16 protein-coding genes are annotated in these 18,544 nt (G+C 60.8%); 3 read left to right on the top strand and 13 right to left on the bottom strand.

What is annotated here, in order from left to right; genetic code table 11:
* Positions 1 to 106 precede the first annotated feature (106 nt).
* Positions 107 to 736, top strand: a complete 630-nt coding sequence (locus PMI01S_RS06065) for a glutathione S-transferase family protein (RefSeq protein ID WP_084318439.1) — start codon at positions 107 to 109, stop codon at positions 734 to 736.
* 226 nt (positions 737 to 962) lie between these two features.
* On the opposite strand, the gene creD is transcribed toward PMI01S_RS06065, so the two are convergent.
* From creD to rloA2, 4 genes are all read right to left on the bottom strand, one after another.
* Entirely contained in the window at positions 963 to 2,333 is a 1,371-nt protein-coding gene (gene creD, locus PMI01S_RS06075) for a cell envelope integrity protein CreD (RefSeq protein ID WP_084318441.1), read from the bottom strand.
* A gap of 235 nt (positions 2,334 to 2,568) precedes the next feature.
* Positions 2,569 to 3,987, bottom strand: coding sequence for a two-component system sensor histidine kinase CreC (gene creC, locus PMI01S_RS06080; RefSeq protein ID WP_084318442.1), 1,419 nt, complete (start codon positions 3,985 to 3,987; stop codon positions 2,569 to 2,571).
* Positions 3,987 to 4,667, bottom strand: a complete 681-nt coding sequence (gene creB / locus PMI01S_RS06085; RefSeq protein ID WP_084318565.1) for a two-component system response regulator CreB — start codon at positions 4,665 to 4,667, stop codon at positions 3,987 to 3,989. The genes creC and creB overlap by 1 nt, the downstream gene beginning before the upstream one ends.
* 74 nt (positions 4,668 to 4,741) lie before the next feature.
* A complete protein-coding gene (rloA2, locus tag PMI01S_RS06090) occupies positions 4,742 to 5,245 on the bottom strand; it encodes a retropepsin-like aspartic peptidase RloA2 (RefSeq protein ID WP_017341175.1) in 504 nt (167 codons plus the stop codon).
* Between the two features lie 310 nt (positions 5,246 to 5,555).
* Between rloA2 and yihG the strand changes: the two genes are divergently transcribed.
* Positions 5,556 to 6,443: a 1-acylglycerol-3-phosphate O-acyltransferase, YihG family gene (gene yihG, locus PMI01S_RS06095; RefSeq protein WP_084318443.1), complete on the top strand. Its 888-nt coding sequence runs from the start codon at positions 5,556 to 5,558 to the stop codon at positions 6,441 to 6,443.
* 1 nt (position 6,444) lies between these two features.
* Here yihG and PMI01S_RS06100 read toward each other — a convergent pair whose 3' ends face one another.
* The 9 genes from PMI01S_RS06100 to PMI01S_RS06140 all read right to left on the bottom strand — a co-directional run bounded on the left by PMI01S_RS06100 (position 6,445) and on the right by PMI01S_RS06140 (position 17,241).
* On the bottom strand, positions 6,445 to 6,993 hold the full coding sequence (locus PMI01S_RS06100) for a DUF2780 domain-containing protein (protein ID WP_084318444.1): 549 nt from the start codon (positions 6,991 to 6,993) through the stop codon (positions 6,445 to 6,447).
* 183 nt (positions 6,994 to 7,176) lie between these two features.
* Positions 7,177 to 8,376, bottom strand: a complete 1,200-nt coding sequence (fdhA, locus tag PMI01S_RS06105; protein WP_017341178.1) for a formaldehyde dehydrogenase, glutathione-independent — start codon at positions 8,374 to 8,376, stop codon at positions 7,177 to 7,179.
* Positions 8,377 to 8,582: 206 nt separating this feature from the next.
* Positions 8,583 to 9,440 carry a formyltetrahydrofolate deformylase gene (purU, locus tag PMI01S_RS06110; RefSeq protein ID WP_084318445.1) on the bottom strand — a complete coding sequence of 286 codons (858 nt, stop codon included), beginning with the start codon at positions 9,438 to 9,440 and terminating at the stop codon, positions 8,583 to 8,585.
* A gap of 136 nt (positions 9,441 to 9,576) precedes the next feature.
* Positions 9,577 to 10,209: a sarcosine oxidase subunit gamma gene (locus tag PMI01S_RS06115; RefSeq protein WP_084318446.1), complete on the bottom strand. Its 633-nt coding sequence runs from the start codon at positions 10,207 to 10,209 to the stop codon at positions 9,577 to 9,579.
* Between the two features lie 151 nt (positions 10,210 to 10,360).
* A complete protein-coding gene (locus PMI01S_RS06120) occupies positions 10,361 to 13,378 on the bottom strand; it encodes a sarcosine oxidase subunit alpha (RefSeq protein WP_084318447.1) in 3,018 nt (1,005 codons plus the stop codon).
* The gene (locus PMI01S_RS06125; RefSeq protein WP_034147448.1) at positions 13,375 to 13,704 is read right to left on the bottom strand and encodes a sarcosine oxidase subunit delta; all 330 of its coding nucleotides are present in this window, start codon (positions 13,702 to 13,704) and stop codon (positions 13,375 to 13,377) included. The genes PMI01S_RS06120 and PMI01S_RS06125 overlap by 4 nt, the downstream gene beginning before the upstream one ends.
* 14 nt (positions 13,705 to 13,718) lie before the next feature.
* Positions 13,719 to 14,969: a sarcosine oxidase subunit beta gene (locus PMI01S_RS06130; RefSeq protein ID WP_007947735.1), complete on the bottom strand. Its 1,251-nt coding sequence runs from the start codon at positions 14,967 to 14,969 to the stop codon at positions 13,719 to 13,721.
* Between the two features lie 23 nt (positions 14,970 to 14,992).
* The gene (gene glyA / locus PMI01S_RS06135; protein ID WP_084318448.1) at positions 14,993 to 16,246 is read right to left on the bottom strand and encodes a serine hydroxymethyltransferase; all 1,254 of its coding nucleotides are present in this window, start codon (positions 16,244 to 16,246) and stop codon (positions 14,993 to 14,995) included.
* A 284-nt stretch (positions 16,247 to 16,530) separates the two neighbouring features.
* Positions 16,531 to 17,241 (bottom strand): TraX family protein, encoded by a 711-nt coding sequence (locus PMI01S_RS06140; RefSeq protein WP_084318449.1) that lies wholly within the window; start codon positions 17,239 to 17,241, stop codon positions 16,531 to 16,533.
* A 133-nt stretch (positions 17,242 to 17,374) separates the two neighbouring features.
* Between PMI01S_RS06140 and PMI01S_RS06145 the strand changes: the two genes are divergently transcribed.
* Entirely contained in the window at positions 17,375 to 18,415 is a 1,041-nt protein-coding gene (locus PMI01S_RS06145) for a threonine aldolase family protein (protein ID WP_084318450.1), read from the top strand.
* Positions 18,416 to 18,544: the final 129 nt, after the last annotated feature.

Raw genomic sequence — 18,544 nt, forward strand, 5'->3', positions numbered from 1 at the left:
TGCATCTGAAAAACCGAGTCGATGCCATCGCCAGCAAGCCGGCTCCTACAAGTTGCGTGATCCACGCGCTATGCTCCCGACACTGTCCACCGACCGAGACACTGCCATGTCCGCCCCGAGCATGACCCTCTACCACAATCCGCTGTCACCTTTCGTTCGCAAAGTCATGGTGCTGCTGCACGAAACCGGTCAGCAAGACCGCGTCGCCCTGCAAAACTGTGTGCTGACCCCGGTCGCCCCGGACCTGCCGCTTACCCATGACAACCCGCTGAGCAAAATCCCGGCCCTGCGCCTGGCTGACGGCAACGTCATTCACGACAGCCGGGTGATCCTCGATTACCTCGACCACCAGCACGTCGGCAACCCGCTGATCCCCCGTGAAGGCTCGGCCCGCTGGCGGCGCCTGACCCTGGCCTCCCTGGCCGACGGGATCATGGACGCTGCGGTGTTGGTTCGTTATGAAGTCGCCCTGCGCGCCCCGGAAAAACACTGGGACGAATGGCTCGATGGCCAGCGCGACAAGATTCGCCGCGCCTTGGCGCTGCTGGAAAAAGACGCGATTGCCGAGCTGACCAGCCATTTCGATGTCGCGGCGATCAGCGTGGCGTGTGCGCTGGGTTACCTCGACCTGCGCCATCCGGATCTGGAATGGCGCGAGTCGAATCCGCAATTAGCCGCGTGGTATTTCGAGGTGAGTCAGCGGCCTTCGATGGTGGTGACGATGCCTAAGGTCTAGATTTGCACTGACTGGACCGGCCTCTTCGCGAGCAAGTCGAATCGTCGCACCGCCGCTCCCACATGTTGATCTGTGGTGAACATACATTTTGTGTTCACTAGAGAGCCCTTGTGGGAGCGGACTTGCTCGCGAATGCACCACACCGGATCTACCGGAAACAAGCCACATACCAGCGTCGCCAACACCTCCCCCTCCTGCTGATCCTCACGCAACCCCAACGACCGGCTCATTCCACCACCCCGATATCAAATTCCAGCGGCTTGGCTGCTTTCTGCCCGATCCCGTACCAATCCAGTTTGCGGGTCAGCACCATGAACACACCCAGCAAGCCGAACAGCAGCAACGAGCCCATCAGCAACGCGTAATCCTCGGCACTCAACAAGCCATAGAGCAGACCATACAACGCCGCCAATCCCGCCGAAAAACTCAAGCCATGGCGCACGCTGCGCAGCACGTGGCAGACATAAAAGCCGATCAACAACACACATCCGCTCGCCGACAATAGATACGCCAGTGCAAAGCCGATGTGTTCGGACAATGACAGCAACAACAGGTAGAAGAACGCCAGCGCCACGCCGACCAACGCGTATTGCACCGGGTGCACCGCCAGGTTTTTCAGGACTTCGAAGAGGAAGAAACCGGCGAAAGTCAGAACGATGAACAGCAGTGCATATTTGATGGCCCGATCGCTTTTCAAATACTGGTCCACCGGATCGATGAAGCTCACACCAAAGCTGCGGCCGTTGAACGCGTCACAGTCGTTGCCGGCTACGCAACTGCTCAGGGCTTCTTGCAGGTTGGTGGAGAAGAACGTTGTCTGCCAGTTGGCCGTGAAGCCCTGATCAGAGACTTCGCGCTGGGCCGGCAGATAGTTGCCGATGAAGCTCGGATGCGGCCAGTTGGCGGCCAGCGAGACTTTGCTGGTCTTGCCCACCGGGAGAATTTGCAGTTGACCGGTGCCTTGCAAACGCAGGTCGAAACCGAAGGCCAGCTCCGTGGCTTGCCTGGTGTTCAGCGCCGGCAACGTCACATGCACGCCCTCACCCAGCCAGCCCACCTGGCTGCCCGGTACGAAATCCAGGCGCAGGTCATTGAGCTCCAGTTTCAGCGCATTCTCGATGCCACGAATGTCGCTGATCCCGACCGCGAGGAACGGCTGATCGAACTGGTAGTCGGCGAAGTCTTCCTTGATGCCCAGTTGTGCCGGAACCGAAAAGTGCCCGCTGATGCGGTTGTCGGCGTGAAACAGCCGCGCCTCGTAAATGCCCCGGGAACGCAGTTCGGTCTGCACCTGCCCGTCGAGCTCGAAACGCTCCGGCAGGAAATACAAACGACCGCGTTCTTCGCCGACTTCCTGGTAACGCTCGTTGGTTTTCTCGTTGAGCTTCCAGGTGCGCACCACTTTGCGATACGGCACCACCATCAACGGTCCGCTCAGACGCTGGCTGTAGCTGGAACTGCGCGCGATGTCTTCGAGCACGCCGTCACGCAGTTGCTGACGGTCCTGGATCACGCCGTTGATCATCAGCAACGGGATCAGCAACAACAGAATCAGCAGGGCAATGGCCCCGAGTTTTATGGTCAGATTTCGGTTCATGGGACTCTCCCTGTTTGGATGGGGAGAGTCTGGTAACGGTGTGTGGAGGGTTTGTGGGGGGAATATGGAGTTTATGTGGAGACTGGGCCGGCCTCTTCGCGAGCAAGTCGAATCGTCGCACCGCCGCTCCCACATTTAATCTCGGCCGTACACAAAATCCATATTCGCTGAAGATCGAATGTGGGAGCGGCGGTGCGACGATTCGACTTGCTCGCGAAGAGGCCGCGACTCGGTCCTAAGCCAGGCGCAAAGTCACTTCAACCCCGCCCTCGACATTACCGACGTGCAACGTCCCACCATGCAACTTCACCACTTCCTCAACAAAGTTAAGCCCCAACCCGGTGCTCTTGCGCCCGCTGTCCGGACGCGGCAAGGAATAGAAGCGCTCACTCAATCGCGGCAATGCGTAGTCGGGGATGGCCTCGGCCTGGTTGAACAGTGTGAATTCAATCTGCTCCCCAACCGGCTTCGCGCTGAATCGCAGCACGCCATTCGCCGGCGTGAAATCCAGCGCATTGTCCAGCAGGTTGCCCAGCGCCTGACGCAACAGAAACGGCTCGCCAGTGATCGTCAGATCCGCTGGAATCGCCTGTTCCACGCGCAGCTGTTTGCCTTCGATGCGCGCAGCCTGCGCATTCAGCAACTCATCGACCAGACTCGCCAACGGCACGGCCACTCGCTCTTCCAGCCCTTGGCGCTGCTCAACCTGAGCCAGGTTCAGCAGACGCTCGATCAACTGCTGCATCCGCACGCTTTCGCTGTCGATGTTGCTGACGAAACGCTGCCGTTGAGCCAACGGCATCTCACCCTGTAGCAACTCCGCCGCGCCGCGAATCGCCGCCAGCGGGCTTTTCAGTTCATGGGTCAGCGTGTGCACGTAGCGCTCGACGTAGGCTTTGCCTTCGAGCTGCGTGCGCATCTGCTCCACAGCGGTCGCCAGTTGCTCCATTTCGCCGCCGCGATAATGCGGAACCTCGACCCGCCGGCCTTCACTCACGGCTTTCGCATAAGCGGTCAAGCGCCGCAGCGCTGCGCTCAGCCACCACGAGAGCAGCGCGCCGAACAGCAGACCGAGGCCGATCAGCCCGGCGCCATAGGCGAGCAATCGACGCTCGGTGCGATCGACGTAAGGCTGCAACGAGCTGTTGGGTTTGGCGACGGTGACCACGCCGATGATCCGGCCGTTATCGCGGATCGGCGCGCCAACGTGCATCACCGAAGAGCTGGCATCGTTCGGATCGCTGCGACTGGAGCGGGCGCCGTATTCGCCGCGCAGGGTCAGCAGAACGTCGTTCCAGCGCGAGTAATCCTGGCCCACCGCCACGCCGCTGGAATCCAGGACCACAATGCCCTTGGCGTCAGTAACGTAGATACGGTGGTTGACCTGATTCTTCGGCAGCCCCCAGATATTGGCTTTTGGCTGCCGCTCGCCATAGGCCCTGAGCAATTCCGGCCAGCGGTTCTGGTTAAGCGTGCCGGCCTTGAAGTCGTCGCGCAGGATTTCGGCCATCAGGTTGGCGGTGTCGACCAGGGTTTCTTCTGTGGACTGACGCACGCCGGGGCGGATTTCTTCCATCACGGTGCTGAGCACGAAGTAACCCGTCAGGCCGATGAACAGCACATAGACCAGGAAAATCCGGATCCCCAATGGCATCAGCTGTGTCCCGGGCTGTAACTGTAGCCGAGGCCGCGATGGGTCTGGATCGGCTCGGCGTCGGCCTTCACCTGGCGCAATTTGGCGCGCACGCTCTTGATGTGGCTATCGATGCTGCGCTCGTACCCGGCATCGGCGGCGACGCCCAGCGCATCGAGCAGTTGCTCGCGGCTGAAGACGCGTTCAGGTTGTTCGAGCAGGCATTGCAGCAGACGGAATTCGTGGCGCGTCAGGGTCAGCAACTGGCCGCGATAGCTGATCTGCACTCGCTCGCTGTCGATGCGAAAGAGTGTCGATGCAACCTCGACCACCGCACGCGGCGCCATGCGTTTGAGGATGGCCCGCACGCGCGCTGCCACTTCCCGTGGGCTGAACGGCTTGACCACGTAATCGTCGGCGCCGATTTCCAGACCCACGACGCGATCGATTTCCGCATCACGGGCACTGAGAAAAATCACCGGCACGTCACTAAAACGCCGCAGTTGCTTGCAGGTTTCGAAGCCACTGATATCGGGCAGACCGATGTCGAGAATGATCAGATCCGCTGGCGTCTGCCGCTGAAGCTCCAGCGCGGCGGCGCCGAGGCTCAGCCACGTCGTGGTGAACCCTTCGCCCTGCAAGGCGAAAATCAGGGTGTCGGCAATCGCCGCTTCGTCTTCGACAATCAGGATATGAGGCATGGCGTCCGAGCCCGGCAGTTGGGTGGGCGAACGGTGCCCCAAGCCTCACCTCACGTCAATGAGACCACTTGAAATCAGCAGTCGGGTTTGTCGGCGGTGAAACGTCGCGCCGGGTTCACCGCAGCGCCGAATTCACGCAGGGCTTTGGCGCCGATCAGCAGCGGGTAGTTGAAGCTGCTGCGGTCGGTCAGGTTGACCTCGACCGTGCGCTTGACGTTGCCCAGGCACAGTTCCAGATCGACTACCGGACGTTTGGTGGGCGCCGCGGCATCTTCATCCTCGTCTTCTTCGGAGCGGGTCTTGATCTTGCTGATCCGCGCGACTTTGTGCTCGTAGACCTTGTTGCTCGCATCTTTGGTCGCGAGGCGGAAGCGCACCCACTCATCGCCATCGCGGGTGAAGGTTTCGATGTCTTTGGCTGACAGCGACGCGGTCAGGGCGCCGGTGTCCATTTTCGCCTTGAGGACTTCGCCGCCGATTTCCGGCAGCGCAATGTATTCGTAGCGCCCGTACAGGGTCGGCTCGGCGGCCAGGACCGGCAGGGCCACGAGGGACAGCAATGCGAGGAGGGATTTCACGTGATGGATGTCCTTGGCAGATGGGCAGCGCAATTTTAGACCGTCAGTGGGCAATTCGTTCGTTCTTGAGATCGCTTTGCGGGCAAGCCCGCTCCCACAGGGTTTTGTGTCGTTCAAAAAACTTGCGTACACCCCAATCCACTGTGGGAGCGGGCTTGTCCGCGAAGAGGCCGGAACAGTCACTGGAGCAATTTGATCTGAATGGCATCGAAATATACCGAGACAAAGGTGAAACATTCGTCACCACCGATTTGGCCTGTCGCCCGAAGCTGCTTATCATGGCGCGCCCAAACGCTTCCAAGAGTTACTTATGCGCCGCCTGCTCACCGGCTGTTTCGTTACCCTGCTGCTGTTGCTCAACACCCTCGTCCTGTTCGGACCGCTGATGGTGTTTGCCCTGCTCAAACTGGTCCTGCCCGGCCGCTGGCGTGATTATGCATCCACGGCGGTGATGTGGATCGCCGAGACCTGGGCCGAGATCGACAAGCTGATCTTCCGTCTGTGCATCCCCACACAATGGGACATTCGCGGCGGCGCGGACCTGCGGGTCGACACGTCGTATCTGGTGATCAGCAACCATCAATCCTGGGTCGATATCCCGGCGCTGATCCAGGCACTCAACCGGCGCACGCCGTTTTTCAAATTCTTCCTCAAGAAAGAACTGATCTGGGTACCGTTCCTGGGCCTGGCCTGGTGGGCGCTGGATTACCCGTTCATGAAGCGCTACACCAAGGCGTTTCTGGCAAAGAACCCGCAGTTGGCCGGCAAGGACCTGGAGATCACCAAAGCGGCGTGCGATCTGTATAAACGTCAGCCGGTGACGGTGGTCAATTACCTAGAAGGCACCCGGTTCACGGCGGCGAAAAGCACTCAGCAGCAGTCGCCGTTCACCCATCTGCTCAAGCCCAAGGCCGGCGGCGTGGCGTTTGTGCTGGCGGCAATGGGTGAACAGCTGGACGCCATTCTCGATGTGACGGTGGTGTATCCGCAGCAGAAGATTCCGGGGTTCTGGGATTTGATCAGCGGTAACGTGCCGAGGGTGATCATCGACATCAACACCCGCGAACTCGACCCCGCGCTGTGGCAGGGTGATTACGAGAACGATCCGGCGTTTCGCGAGACGGTCCAGAACTGGGTCAACCAGCTCTGGATCGAGAAGGACCGGCGCATCGACGCCTTGCGCGCCGAGCGCCGCTGAATCAGATGCCGGCGCCCCAGATTCCGCCCAGGCTCTGCAGCAGTGAACCGCCCACGCCCTGTTGACCGAAGTATTGCAGAATCAGCGGGGCAAACTGGCCGATCATGCCGCTGTCCATGCCCAATGCGCTGAACGCGTTGTTCAGGTCGTTGGTGTCCTTGACGTTGCCCAGCGCGTTATCCAGGCCGGCCGCCTTACCGGACGAACCGAGCAACCCGGCGAGGACACCCAGTTCACCACCGCCGGACAACATGTCGATGCCCGGTACGTTTTTGGCCAGTTCCGAATAGTCGGTCGAACTCAATTGATTCTTGGCCAGACCGAGCATCGCTCCGGTGCCGCCAACGACTTGCTGTGGTGTCAGGTTCAACTGGCTGAGCGCACCCAGCAGACCTGCCGTTTCAGAGGTCGGCGCTGCCGCTGTGGCAGCGTTATCGCCATTCATGCCGGAAATGGCATTGGCCGCATCGCTCAGGCTGAACTGAGCAAAGACCGGGCTGGCCGCCAGGGTCATGAGCGATGCCAGTACAAAACCACGTGAAAACTTCATCCAGACATCCTCTTGTGCCATGAAAACCGCCGGTAACAGGCGGAAAAGCTGCCGTTTTGACCGGTCTTCCGTCGGCATGTTCCTCAGCGCTACATCCATTTTCAGCCCGCTCGTCTGCGGATTGATGCATGGCTCAAACAAAAACGGCGACCCGAAGGTCGCCGTTCTGTATTGCGTGAAGCCTTATGCCGCGCTGAACAGCTTGTGCGGATCGATCACAAACTTCTTCGGCACGCCCGCATCGAACTCGCCATAGCCTTGCGGTGCCTGATCCAGGCTGATCACCTGAACGCCCACCACTTCGGCGATGTTGATGCGATCCCACATGATCGCCTGCATCAACTGGCGGTTGTACTTCATCACCGGGGTCTGGCCGGTGTGGAAGCTGTGGGATTTGGCCCAGCCCAGACCGAAGCGAATGCTCAGGCTGCCCATTTTCGCGGCAGCATCCACAGCACCCGGATCTTCGGTCACGTACAGGCCCGGGATACCGATTTTGCCGGCAACCCGAACCACGCCCATCAACGAGTTGAGGACGGTGGCCGGAGCCTCGTGTTTGACGCCGTCATGGCCGTGACCGCGCGCTTCGAAGCCCACGGCGTCGACGGCGCAATCCACTTCCGGCTCACCCAGCAGCGCAGCGATCTGTTCGTGCAGTGGGGTGTCCAGGGACAGGTCGGCAATTTCGAAACCTTGCGCCTTGGCGTGGGCCAGGCGGACGGTGTTGACGTCGCCGATGATCACCACCGCAGCGCCCAACAGGCGAGCGGAAGCGGCTGCAGCCAGACCGACCGGGCCGGCGCCAGCGATGTACACGGTGCTGCCCGGGCCAACGCCGGCCGTCACTGCACCGTGGTAACCGGTTGGCAGGATGTCGGAGAGGCAGGTCAGGTCGCGGATTTTTTCCATCGCGCGATCGCGATCAGGCAGTTTCAGCAGGTTGAAGTCAGCGTACGGCACCATCGCGTATTCAGCCTGGCCGCCGGTCCAGTCGCCCATGTCGACGTAACCGTAAGCACCGCCCGGACGCGCCGGGTTCACGCTGAGGCAGACGCCGGTGTGCATTTCCTTGCAGGAACGGCAGCGCCCGCAAGCCACGTTGAACGGAACGGACACCAGGTCGCCGATCTGCAGGTTCTCGACGTCGCTGCCCTTCTCGATCACTTCGCCAGTGATTTCGTGGCCCAGCACCAGACCGGTCTGAGCGGTGGTACGGCCGCGCACCATGTGCTGGTCAGAACCACAGATGTTGGTGGAAACCACGCGCAGGATGACAGCGTGATTGATCTTCCTGCCACGCGGGTCCTGCATTTTCGGATAGTCGATTTTCTGTACTTCGACCTTGCCAGCGCCGAGATACACCACACCACGATTGCCAGACATGCTTTCACCTCGCTGTTGTTTTTATGTAGCGGTCGCGTCGCCATGGATCGGCGGCGCGTTGATTGCTCGGGTTATTGCCTGTGTGTGTCTTGTGTTGTCTGTTATGGCCTCATCGCTGGCAAGCCAGCTCCCACAGTGATTGGGGTGTTCACAGAATTTGTGAACGATACAAAACCTGTGGGAGCTGGCTTGCCAGCGATGGCGATCTAAAGAACGACGGTTCTGTTCGCGTTCAAAAACACCCTTCTTTCGATGTGATACCCAACCGCCCTGGCCAATGTCAGCCCTTCGATATCGCGCCCCTTGGCGATCAAATCTTCCGGGTAATGACTGTGATCCACCACCTCCACGCCCTGGGCGATGATCGGCCCCTCGTCCAGATCGTTGTTGATGTAGTGCGCTGTGGCACCGACCAGTTTCACGCCCTTGTTGTAGGCCTGGTGATAAGGCTTGGCGCCCTTGAAACCCGGCAGCAGGGAGTGATGGATGTTGATCGCCTTGCCGTCGAGTTTGCGGCACAGCTCCGGTGACAGAACCTGCATGTACCGCGCAAGGATCACCAGTTCGGCGCCGGAATCCTCGATCACCTGCCACACCTGACGCTCTTGCGCCGGCTTGTCGTTGGGGTCGAGCGGGAAGTGGTAATACGGGATCTGGTGCCAGTCGGCCAACGGCTTGAGGTCCGGGTGGTTGGAGACCACGGCGGCGACGTCCATCGACAGCTGGCCGATGCGTTGGCGGTAAAGCAAATCGTTGAGGCAGTGATCGGCCTTAGAGACCATGATCACCACTTTGGGCCGATGGTGCGGCGGGGTCAGCTCGAAGATCATGCCGAAGGACTGACCACGTTCTTCGAGGCCTGCGCGAAAGGCTTGTTCGTCAAAGCCGTCGGGCTGACGGAACTCCACGCGAATGAAGAACCGGCCCGAAAGCCGATCATCGAAGGAATGGTGCTCAGTGACGTAGCAGCCCTGCTCGAACAGAAAGCGGGTCACCGCGTCCACGGTGCCGAGAACGCTTGGGCAGTCGGCGGTCAGAATCCATGTGTCTGGGGCGCGGCTCATAGTGCGGTGACTCCTGTTGTTATGGGCAACCGCTGCGCGGTTGATCGCCAGCAAGCCGGCTCCTACAGTTTTCTGTCGTTCACAAATGATGTGTAGGACACGGGCCTGCAGGAGCCGGCTTGCTGGCGATAAAATCTCAAGCCTGGACGCTAAGCCCGTACTCAGCCGACGCATCCTGCAACCACAACCACCAGTAATCCGAGAAGCTGCGGCGGATCAGCAGTTCCCAAGTGTCTTCGGCGGTGTGGCGGATCACCAGTTGCGACTTGGCGAACACGGTGCCCACTGCCTTGCCGACCGGGAAGCTGTTCGGGTGCACGTCGTAGCTGGTGGATTTCATCAGCACCTGGCGTACGTTCGGGCCGCTCAGTTCGAGGATCTGCTGACCGCCGCTGACGTTGACGATCTGGATGTGCAGGTCGCCCAGCGCTTCACGCAGTTTCTGCTCGGCGGCGAATTCTTCGCCGGTTGGCACGATCAGCAGCCATTCATCCGGCCCCATCCATTGCAGGCTGGTTTCGCCTTTGACGATGACACTCAGTGCGCCTGGCAATTCGATGCCGAGGGCCTTGTGCACGCCTGCGGCAAACGCGGCATCGTGGCCATCACCACGGAGGGTCAGGTGGCCGAGGAGTTTTTTCTCACGCACGATCACGCCGGCGTTTTTGCGGCCCTTGCCGACCAGGCTGGCGAGGTCGGCATGATGCAGCGACGACTCGGCCTTGGCCCCGGTGGTTGGGCGTTGTTGGTAAACATTGGCTGCGGTCATAAAGCACCTGTTCCTGAATTCTGTTGATGGTGCGGTTGCCTCCTGTAGGAGCCGGCTTGGTGGCGATCCGGACGACGCGGTGTATCAGGTGCACCGCGTTATCGTTCATCGCCAGCAAGCCGGCTCCTACAGTCATAATCACATCCGGCAATCACACGTTCTGGCGATCACCCTTTGGATCGAAGAACACCGAAGAAACGATTTCCGCCTCGATCACGCTGCCATCGGCCAGCGGTGCGAACACACGCTCACCGATGCGCTTCAGGCCGCCTTTGACCACGCCCATGGCAAACGAATAGCCCAGGGAGTTGTGCAGGTAGCTGGAGGTGACGTGACCGACCATCGTCATCGGGATCGTCTGCTTGGTGTTGAACACCAGTTGCGCACCTTCCGGCAGCCATTTGGTCGGATCGATCGGCTTCAGGCCCACCAGCTGTTTACGTTGATCACGCACGCAGTCTTCGCGGTTCATGCCACGCCAGCCGATCCACGAGAACGGTTTGGTGCGACCGACACACCAGCCCATGTTCAGGTCATCCGGAGTCATCGAGCCGTCGGTGTCCTGACCGACGATGATGAAGCCTTTCTCGGCCCGCAGGATGTGCATGGTTTCGGTGCCGTACGGCGTCAGGTTGTACTTTTTGCCGGCCTCGACGATTTTCTCGAGCACGCCCATGGCGTAGTCGGCCTGTACGTTGACTTCGTACGACAGCTCACCGGTAAACGAGATCCGGAACACCCGCGCTGGCACACCGCCGACCAGGCCTTCTTTCCAGGTCATGAACGGGAAAGCTTCGTTGCTCAGATCGATGTCGGTCACTTCGCTGAGCAGCTTGCGGCTGTTCGGCCCGGACAGGGTCATGGTTGCCCAGTGATCCGTCACGGAAGTGAAGTACACCTTCAGGTCTGGCCATTCGGTCTGTTGGTAGATTTCCAGCCATTGCAGCACGCGTGCAGCGCCGCCGGTGGTGGTGGTCATCACGAAATGGTTGTCGGCCAGGCAGGCAGTCACGCCGTCGTCGAAAACCATGCCGTCTTCTTTGCACATCAGGCCGTAACGGGCCTTGCCCACGTCGAGCTTGGTCCAGGCGTTGGTGTAGATGCGGTTGAGGAACTCACGCGCATCCGGGCCTTGAATGTCGATCTTGCCGAGGGTCGACGCATCCAGCAGGCCGACGCTGTCGCGAACGGCTTTGCATTCGCGTTTCACCGCGGCATGAATGTCTTCACCGTTTTTCGGGAAGTACCAAGGACGCTTCCATTGACCGACGTCTTCGAACTCGGCGCCGTTCTTCACGTGCCAGTGATGCAGCGCGGTGAAGCGGACAGGTTCAAAGATGTGCCCACAGTGACGGCCGGCCACGGCGCCGAAGGTGACCGGCGTGTAGTTCGGACGGAACATGGTGGTGCCCATCTGCGGGATGGTCACGTTCAGCGAACGGGCGGCGATGGCCAGGCCGTTGACGTTGCCGAGCTTGCCCTGGTCAGTACCGAAGCCCAGTGCGGTGTAGCGTTTGACGTGCTCAACCGACTCGAAGCCTTCGCGGGTCGCCAGTTCGATGGCGGCGGCGGTGACGTCGTTTTGCAGGTCGACGAATTGCTTCGGCGCACGTGCGGTGCTCTTTTCGTGCGGCACCTGGAACAGCGCCAGGGTTGGCTCTTCCAGACGGCTCAGGGCTTTCGGCAAGGTGCCTTCGACCACGCTGAAACCGGCTTCGCTGGCTGCGCGAGCGCCGCCTTCGAAACCATCGGCCAGGGAATCGCCGAGGCCATAGACGCCGTTGATGCCACCGACGCACACGCGTTTCTGCGGTGCTTCGCCCGGTACGAAACCGAGGATATCTTCACGCCAGATCGGCTTGCCGCCCAAATGCGACGCCAGGTGAACCACCGGGCTGTAACCGCCGGAACTGGCGATCAGGTCGCAATCAAGCCATTCGCCAGGACTGGTCACGGCGTGTGCTTTCACATCGATCGCGGCAACGCGAGCGGCGGTCACGTGTTTGCTGCCACGGGCCTCGATCACGGCACTGCCGGTCAGGATGCGAATGCCTTTGGCACGGGCTTCTTCCACCAGCGCACCACGCGGGTTGCTGCGGGCATCAGCGATGGCCACGACTTGCAGGCTGGCGTCGAGCCAATCCAGCGCAACGCGGTAGGCGTGATCGTTGTTGGTCGACAGCACCAGCTTCTTGCCCGGTGCCACGCCGTAACGGCGCACGTAAGTCGAGACTGCACCGGCAAGCATGTTGCCCGGCACGTCGTTGTTGCCGTAAACCAGCGGACGCTCGTGAGCGCCGGTCGCCAGGACCACGCGCTTGGCGCGAACCCGGTGAATGCGCTGACGCACCTGGCCAATCGGGGCGCGGTCGCCGAGGTGATCGGTCAGGCGCTCGTGAATGGTCAGGAAGTTATGGTCGTGGTAACCGTTGACGGTGGCGCGCGGCAACAGCAGCACGTCCGGGGTGTCTTTCAGTTCGGCAATGACGCTGGCGACCCACTCGGTGGCTGGCTTGCCGTCGAGGCTTTCGCGGGAATCGAGCAGGCTGCCGCCGAACTCTTCCTGTTCATCAGCCAGGATCACGCGGGCACCGCTGCGCGCAGCGGCCAGTGCAGCGGCCAGGCCAGCAGGGCCGGCGCCGACGATCAGCACGTCGCAGTGCTGGTTCATGTAGTCGTAGGTGTCCGGATCGTTCTCGGTCGGCGAGCGGCCAAGACCGGCGGCCTTACGAATGTACTTCTCGTAAGTCATCCAGAACGATTGCGGGTACATGAAGGTTTTGTAGTAGAAGCCCGGCGGCATCAGCTTGCCACCGACCTTGCCGAGAATTCCCATCATGTCGTTGTTCACGCTCGGCCAGCCGTTGGTGCTGGTGGCGACCAGGCCTTGGTACAGCGCTTGTTGCGTGGCGCGTACGTTCGGGATCTGCGTGGCTTCGGTCGCGCCGATCTGCAGCACGGCATTCGGCTCTTCGGCGCCGGCGGCGAAGATGCCGCGCGGACGGGAATACTTGAAGCTGCGGCCGATGATGTCGACACCGTTGGCCAACAGGGCAGCGGCCAGGGAGTCGCCTTCAAAGCCTTTGTAGACCTGGCCGTTGAAGGTGAAGCTCAGCACCTTGTTGCGGTCGATCCGTCCGCCGTTGGACAGGCGATTGATCTGGCTCATACCTTCTCTCCCAGAGCCGTGGTGGCCGCTTTCGGGCTATCGGTCTTGTCGGTGAATTGTGGCTTGGTGCCGATCTTGTAGGTCTCGAGAATCTCGTAGGTCACGGTGTCGCGGGTGGCGTTGAAGTACTGACGGCAACCGGCGGCGTGAATCCACAGTTCGTGGTGCAGACCGCGAGGGTTATCGCGGAAGAACATGTAGTCGCCCCACTCCTCGTCGGTGCAGCTGTTCGGATCCAGTGGACGCGGGATGTGCGCCTGGCCGGATGCGTGGAATTCCTCTTCGGAGCGCAGCTCGCCGCAGTGAGGACAGAAGATATGCAACATGGGGATTTCTCCTGTTAGTGGGCAACCGCAGCAGCGCCGTGTTCATCGATCAACGCACCGTTGTGGAAACGGTCGATGGAGAAAGGTGCGGCCAATGGGTGCATTTCACCCTTGGCCAGGCTTGCGGCAAATACGTTGCCCGAGCCAGGTGTAGCCTTGAAGCCGCCGGTGCCCCAACCGCAGTTGAAGAACATGTTCGGGACCGGGGTTTTCGAAATGATCGGGCACGCGTCCGGCGTGGTGTCGACGATGCCGCCCCACTGACGGTTCATGCGTACGCGCGACAGCACCGGGAACATCTCGACGATGGCCTGGATGGTGTGTTCGATCACCGGGTACGAACCACGCTGGCCGTAGCCGTTGTAGCCGTCGATACCGGCGCCGATCACCAGGTCGCCCTTGTCGGACTGGCTGATGTAGCCGTGTACGGCGTTGGACATGATCACGCTGTCGATAATCGGCTTGATCGGCTCGGATACCAGCGCTTGCAGCGGATGGGATTCGATCGGCAGACGGAAACCGGCGAGCTTGGCCATGTGCCCGGAGTTACCGGCCGTGACCACACCGACGCGCTTGGCACCGATGAAGCCCTTGTTGGTTTCAACACCGATGCACACACCGTTTTCCTTGCGGAAACCGATCACTTCGGTCTGCTGGATCAGGTCCACGCCGAGTGCGTCAGCGGCACGGGCAAAGCCCCACGCCACGGCATCGTGACGGGCCACGCCGCCGCGACGCTGGACGGTAGCGCCCATCACCGGGTAGCGCGTGTTTTTCGAGCAGTCGAGGTACGGAATCTCGTCAGCCACTTGCTTGGCATCGAGCAGCTCACCGTCCACGCCGTTGAGGCGGTTGGCGCTGACCCGACGCTCGGAATCACGGATGTCCTGCAGGGTGTGGCACAGGTTGTAAACGCCGCGCTGGGAGAACATCACGTTGTAGTTCAGGTCCTGGGACAGGCCTTCCCACAATTTCATCGCGTGTTCGTACAGGTGCGCCGACTCGTCCCACAGGTAGTTGGAGCGAACGATGGTGGTGTTGCGCGCGGTGTTACCGCCGCCCAGCCAGCCTTTTTCGACCACGGCCACGTTGGTGATGCCGTGTTCCTTGGCCAGGTAGTAAGCCGTGGCGAGACCATGCCCGCCACCGCCGACGATGACCACGTCATAGACCTTTTTAGGGGTCGGCGTGCGCCACATTTTCTGCCAGTTTTCGTGATGGCTGAGGGAGTGTTTGAAGAGGCCGAAGCCCGAGTAGCGTTGCATAGTCATTTACTCCAAAACCGCGCTCAGCGATAAACCGGGAAATCTGCGCACAGGGCCGACACTTGCTGCGCGACATTGGCCTCGACATCGGCGTCGCCGAGGTTGTCGAGGATGTCGCAGATCCAGCCGGCCAGCGTGACGCACTGGGTCACCTTGAAGCCGCGCGTGGTCACCGCCGGGGTGCCGATGCGCAGGCCGGAAGTGACGAACGGCGACTGTGGATCATTCGGGACAGCGTTCTTGTTCACAGTGATGTGGGCGCGACCGAGTGCTGCATCCGCCTCTTTGCCGGTGAGGCCCTGACGGATCAGGCTGACCAGGAACAGGTGGTTGTCGGTGCCGCCGGACACTACATCGTAGCCGCGTTTGATAAATACGCCGGCCATGGCCTGGGCGTTATCGATCACTTGTTGTTGGTAAGCCTTGAAACCTGGCTCCAGCGCTTCCTTGAAGCACACGGCCTTACCCGCGATCACGTGCATCAGCGGGCCGCCCTGGGCACCCGGGAAGACTGCTGCGTTGAGCTTCTTCTCGATTTCTTCGTTGGCCTTGCACAGGATCAGGCCGCCACGTGGACCGCGCAGGGTCTTGTGGGTGGTGGTAGTGACCACGTCGGCATACGGCAGCGGGTTCGGGTACAGACCGGCAGCGACCAGACCGGCGACGTGAGCCATGTCGACGAACAGCAGCGCACCGACTTTGTCAGCGATCTGACGGAAACGTGGGAAATCGAGGGTCTTGGAGTAAGCCGAGAAGCCGGCAACGATCATCTTCGGCTTGCATTCGACGGCCAGGCGCTCGACTTCGTCGTAGTCGATCAGGCCGGTCTTGGTGTCGATGCCGTACTGCACGGCGTTGTACAGCTTGCCCGAGGACGACACTTTGGCGCCGTGGGTCAGGTGACCGCCATGGGCCAGGCTCATGCCCAGAATGGTGTCGCCGGCTTGCAGCAGGGCCAGGTACACGGCGCTGTTGGCCGAGGAACCGGAGTGAGGCTGCACGTTGGCGTAATCGGCGCCGAACAGTTGCTTGGCGCGTTCGATGGCCAGGGCTTCAACCTTGTCCACGTGCTCGCAGCCACCGTAGTAGCGCTTGCCCGGATAGCCTTCGGCGTATTTGTTGGTCAGGCCACTGCCTTGCGCTTCCATGACGCGTTTGCTGGTGTAGTTCTCTGACGCGATCAGCTCGATGTGATCTTCCTGGCGTTGCTCCTCGGCATTCATCGCCGCCAGCAGTGCATCGTCGTAACCCTTGATCTGGTCTTGCTTGCTGAACATCGCGTCTCTCCCAGCGGCGGCGGTGCGCCATTCGTCTCGGTGAGGCACGTACCTGTCGGCAGTGCCCTTTGATGCGATGGTATGACCGGCGCAGACAGGTCAAATGCCTACGGACGCCACGCAAAGGTGCGTTTACGACATGGACTGAAATGGCCGCACCTGACTCGATCGCAAGATCAACATAGATCCCTGTGGGAGCGGGCTTGCTCGCGATGGCGGCGGGTCAGCCGACATCCATGCCGGATGTGACGCCGCCATCGCGAGCAAGCCCGCTCCCACAAGGGTTATGCGGCGATCTGGCGGACGAGCAATAGCAGTAGAAAGTGCAGCGGATAGAGTGCATACGCCCAACGCCGCATCGGCGGTGGCTTGAAATGCCCGGCATGTCGCAACAAGAACAAACCGAGCAATGGCGCGATCAGACAAATGGCTATGCCGAACAGGGCGGCGCTGCTGCCGAACCGGGCCGAGGCAAACAACACCTGCCATTGATTGGCAGCCATGCACACCCATCCCGGCAACAGACTGAAATACCAGGGGCGCCTGATCACCAGCAGCATCGCCAGCGGCAGCAGAACGCCAAAGAAACCGAACATCAGGCGTTCCGAGAACACCGCCGCCAGGACCAGCGCGCCAGCCGCGAGCAGTCGCGATTGCAGCGTTTCCTGCTGCCAGCCACGTGCGACCAACAATCCAAGCGTCAGCGTAGGCAACACGTTCAACGTATCGGGATCGGGAATAAACATCCTGTAAGGGATTTCGCTGACGGCACTGAACAGCAACAACCAGCCCAGATACCGCCACTGATGTGTGACTTCCCGTGCCCGCGAAACATTCGCCGCCATCGCCAGACAAAACCACGGAAACGCCAACCGGCCGGGAGCATAAAGAATATCGACGGAGTAACCGACATATCGCAGGTGATCGAGCACCATGCTCAGCAGCGCCAGCCACTTCAGCAGATCCAGTGCCCCATCCCTTTGTGTCATGTGCATAATTGCCCGTCGTCTCGGTATTTTTCTGTCAGACGCATCCTGTGTGCTCCCCGGATGATCTTCGGTAAAGTGCGCACCATCATTGACCACGAGGCGCTTCACCATAAGCGCCCCGACCACGGAAAGCAGGGCTATGACCGATAAGAGCCAACAATTCGCCAGCGACAACTATTCCGGTATCTGCCCTGAAGCCTGGGCGGCGATGGAACTGGCCAACCACGGCCACCAGCGCGCCTACGGCGACGATGAATGGACCGCCCGCGCGTCCGATCAATTCCGCAAATTGTTCGAAACCGACTGTGAAGTGTTCTTCGCCTTCAACGGCACCGCCGCCAACTCACTGGCCCTGTCGTCGCTGTGCCAGAGTTACCACAGCGTAATCTGCTCGGAAACCGCCCACGTCGAAACCGACGAATGCGGCGCGCCGGAATTCTTCTCCAACGGCTCCAAACTGCTGGTCGCCCGCACCGAAAACGGCAAGCTGACCCCGGAATCGATCCGCGAAGTGGCCCTCAAGCGCCAGGACATCCACTACCCGAAACCGCGCGTCGTGACCCTGACCCAAGCCACCGAAGTCGGCAGCGTCTATACCCCGGAAGAAATCCGCGCCATCAGTGCCACGTGCAAAGAACTGGGCCTGAACCTGCACATGGACGGCGCACGCTTCTCCAACGCCTGCGCATTTCTTGGTTGCTCGCCAGCGGACCTGACCTGGAAGGCCGGGGTCGATGTCCTGTGCTTCGGCGGCACGAAAAACGGCATGGCCGTGGGTGAAGCGATTCTGTTCTTCAACCACAAACTGGCCGAAGACTTCGACTACCGCTGCAAGCAGGCCGGTCAGCTGGCGTCCAAGATGCGCTTCCTCTCGGCGCCGTGGGTCGGGATTCTGGAAAACGACGCCTGGCTCAAATACGCCCGCCACGCCAACCATTGCGCGCAGTTGCTGGCCGAGCTGGTCAGCGACATTCCCGGCGTGGAACTGATGTTCCCGGTGCAGGCCAACGGCGTGTTCCTGCAACTTTCGGAACCGGCCATCGCCGCACTGACCGCCAAAGGCTGGCGCTTCTACACCTTCATCGGCAACGGTGGCGCACGCTTCATGTGCTCGTGGGACACCGAGGAAGAGCGCGTTCGCGAACTGGCGGCGGATATCCGCGAAGTCATGTCGAGATAAGCCATCTGACACACGACAACTTGTAGGGGCCGGCTTGCTGGCGATGGCGGTGTGTCAGACATGCCGCATTGCAGCGTTCGCCAGCAAGCCGGCTTCTACAGGTGACCACGCCTTGGTCTACATTAAGTC

The organism is Pseudomonas migulae NBRC 103157, assembly GCF_002091715.1.
Classification (GTDB): Bacteria; Pseudomonadota; Gammaproteobacteria; order Pseudomonadales; family Pseudomonadaceae; genus Aquipseudomonas; species Aquipseudomonas migulae_A.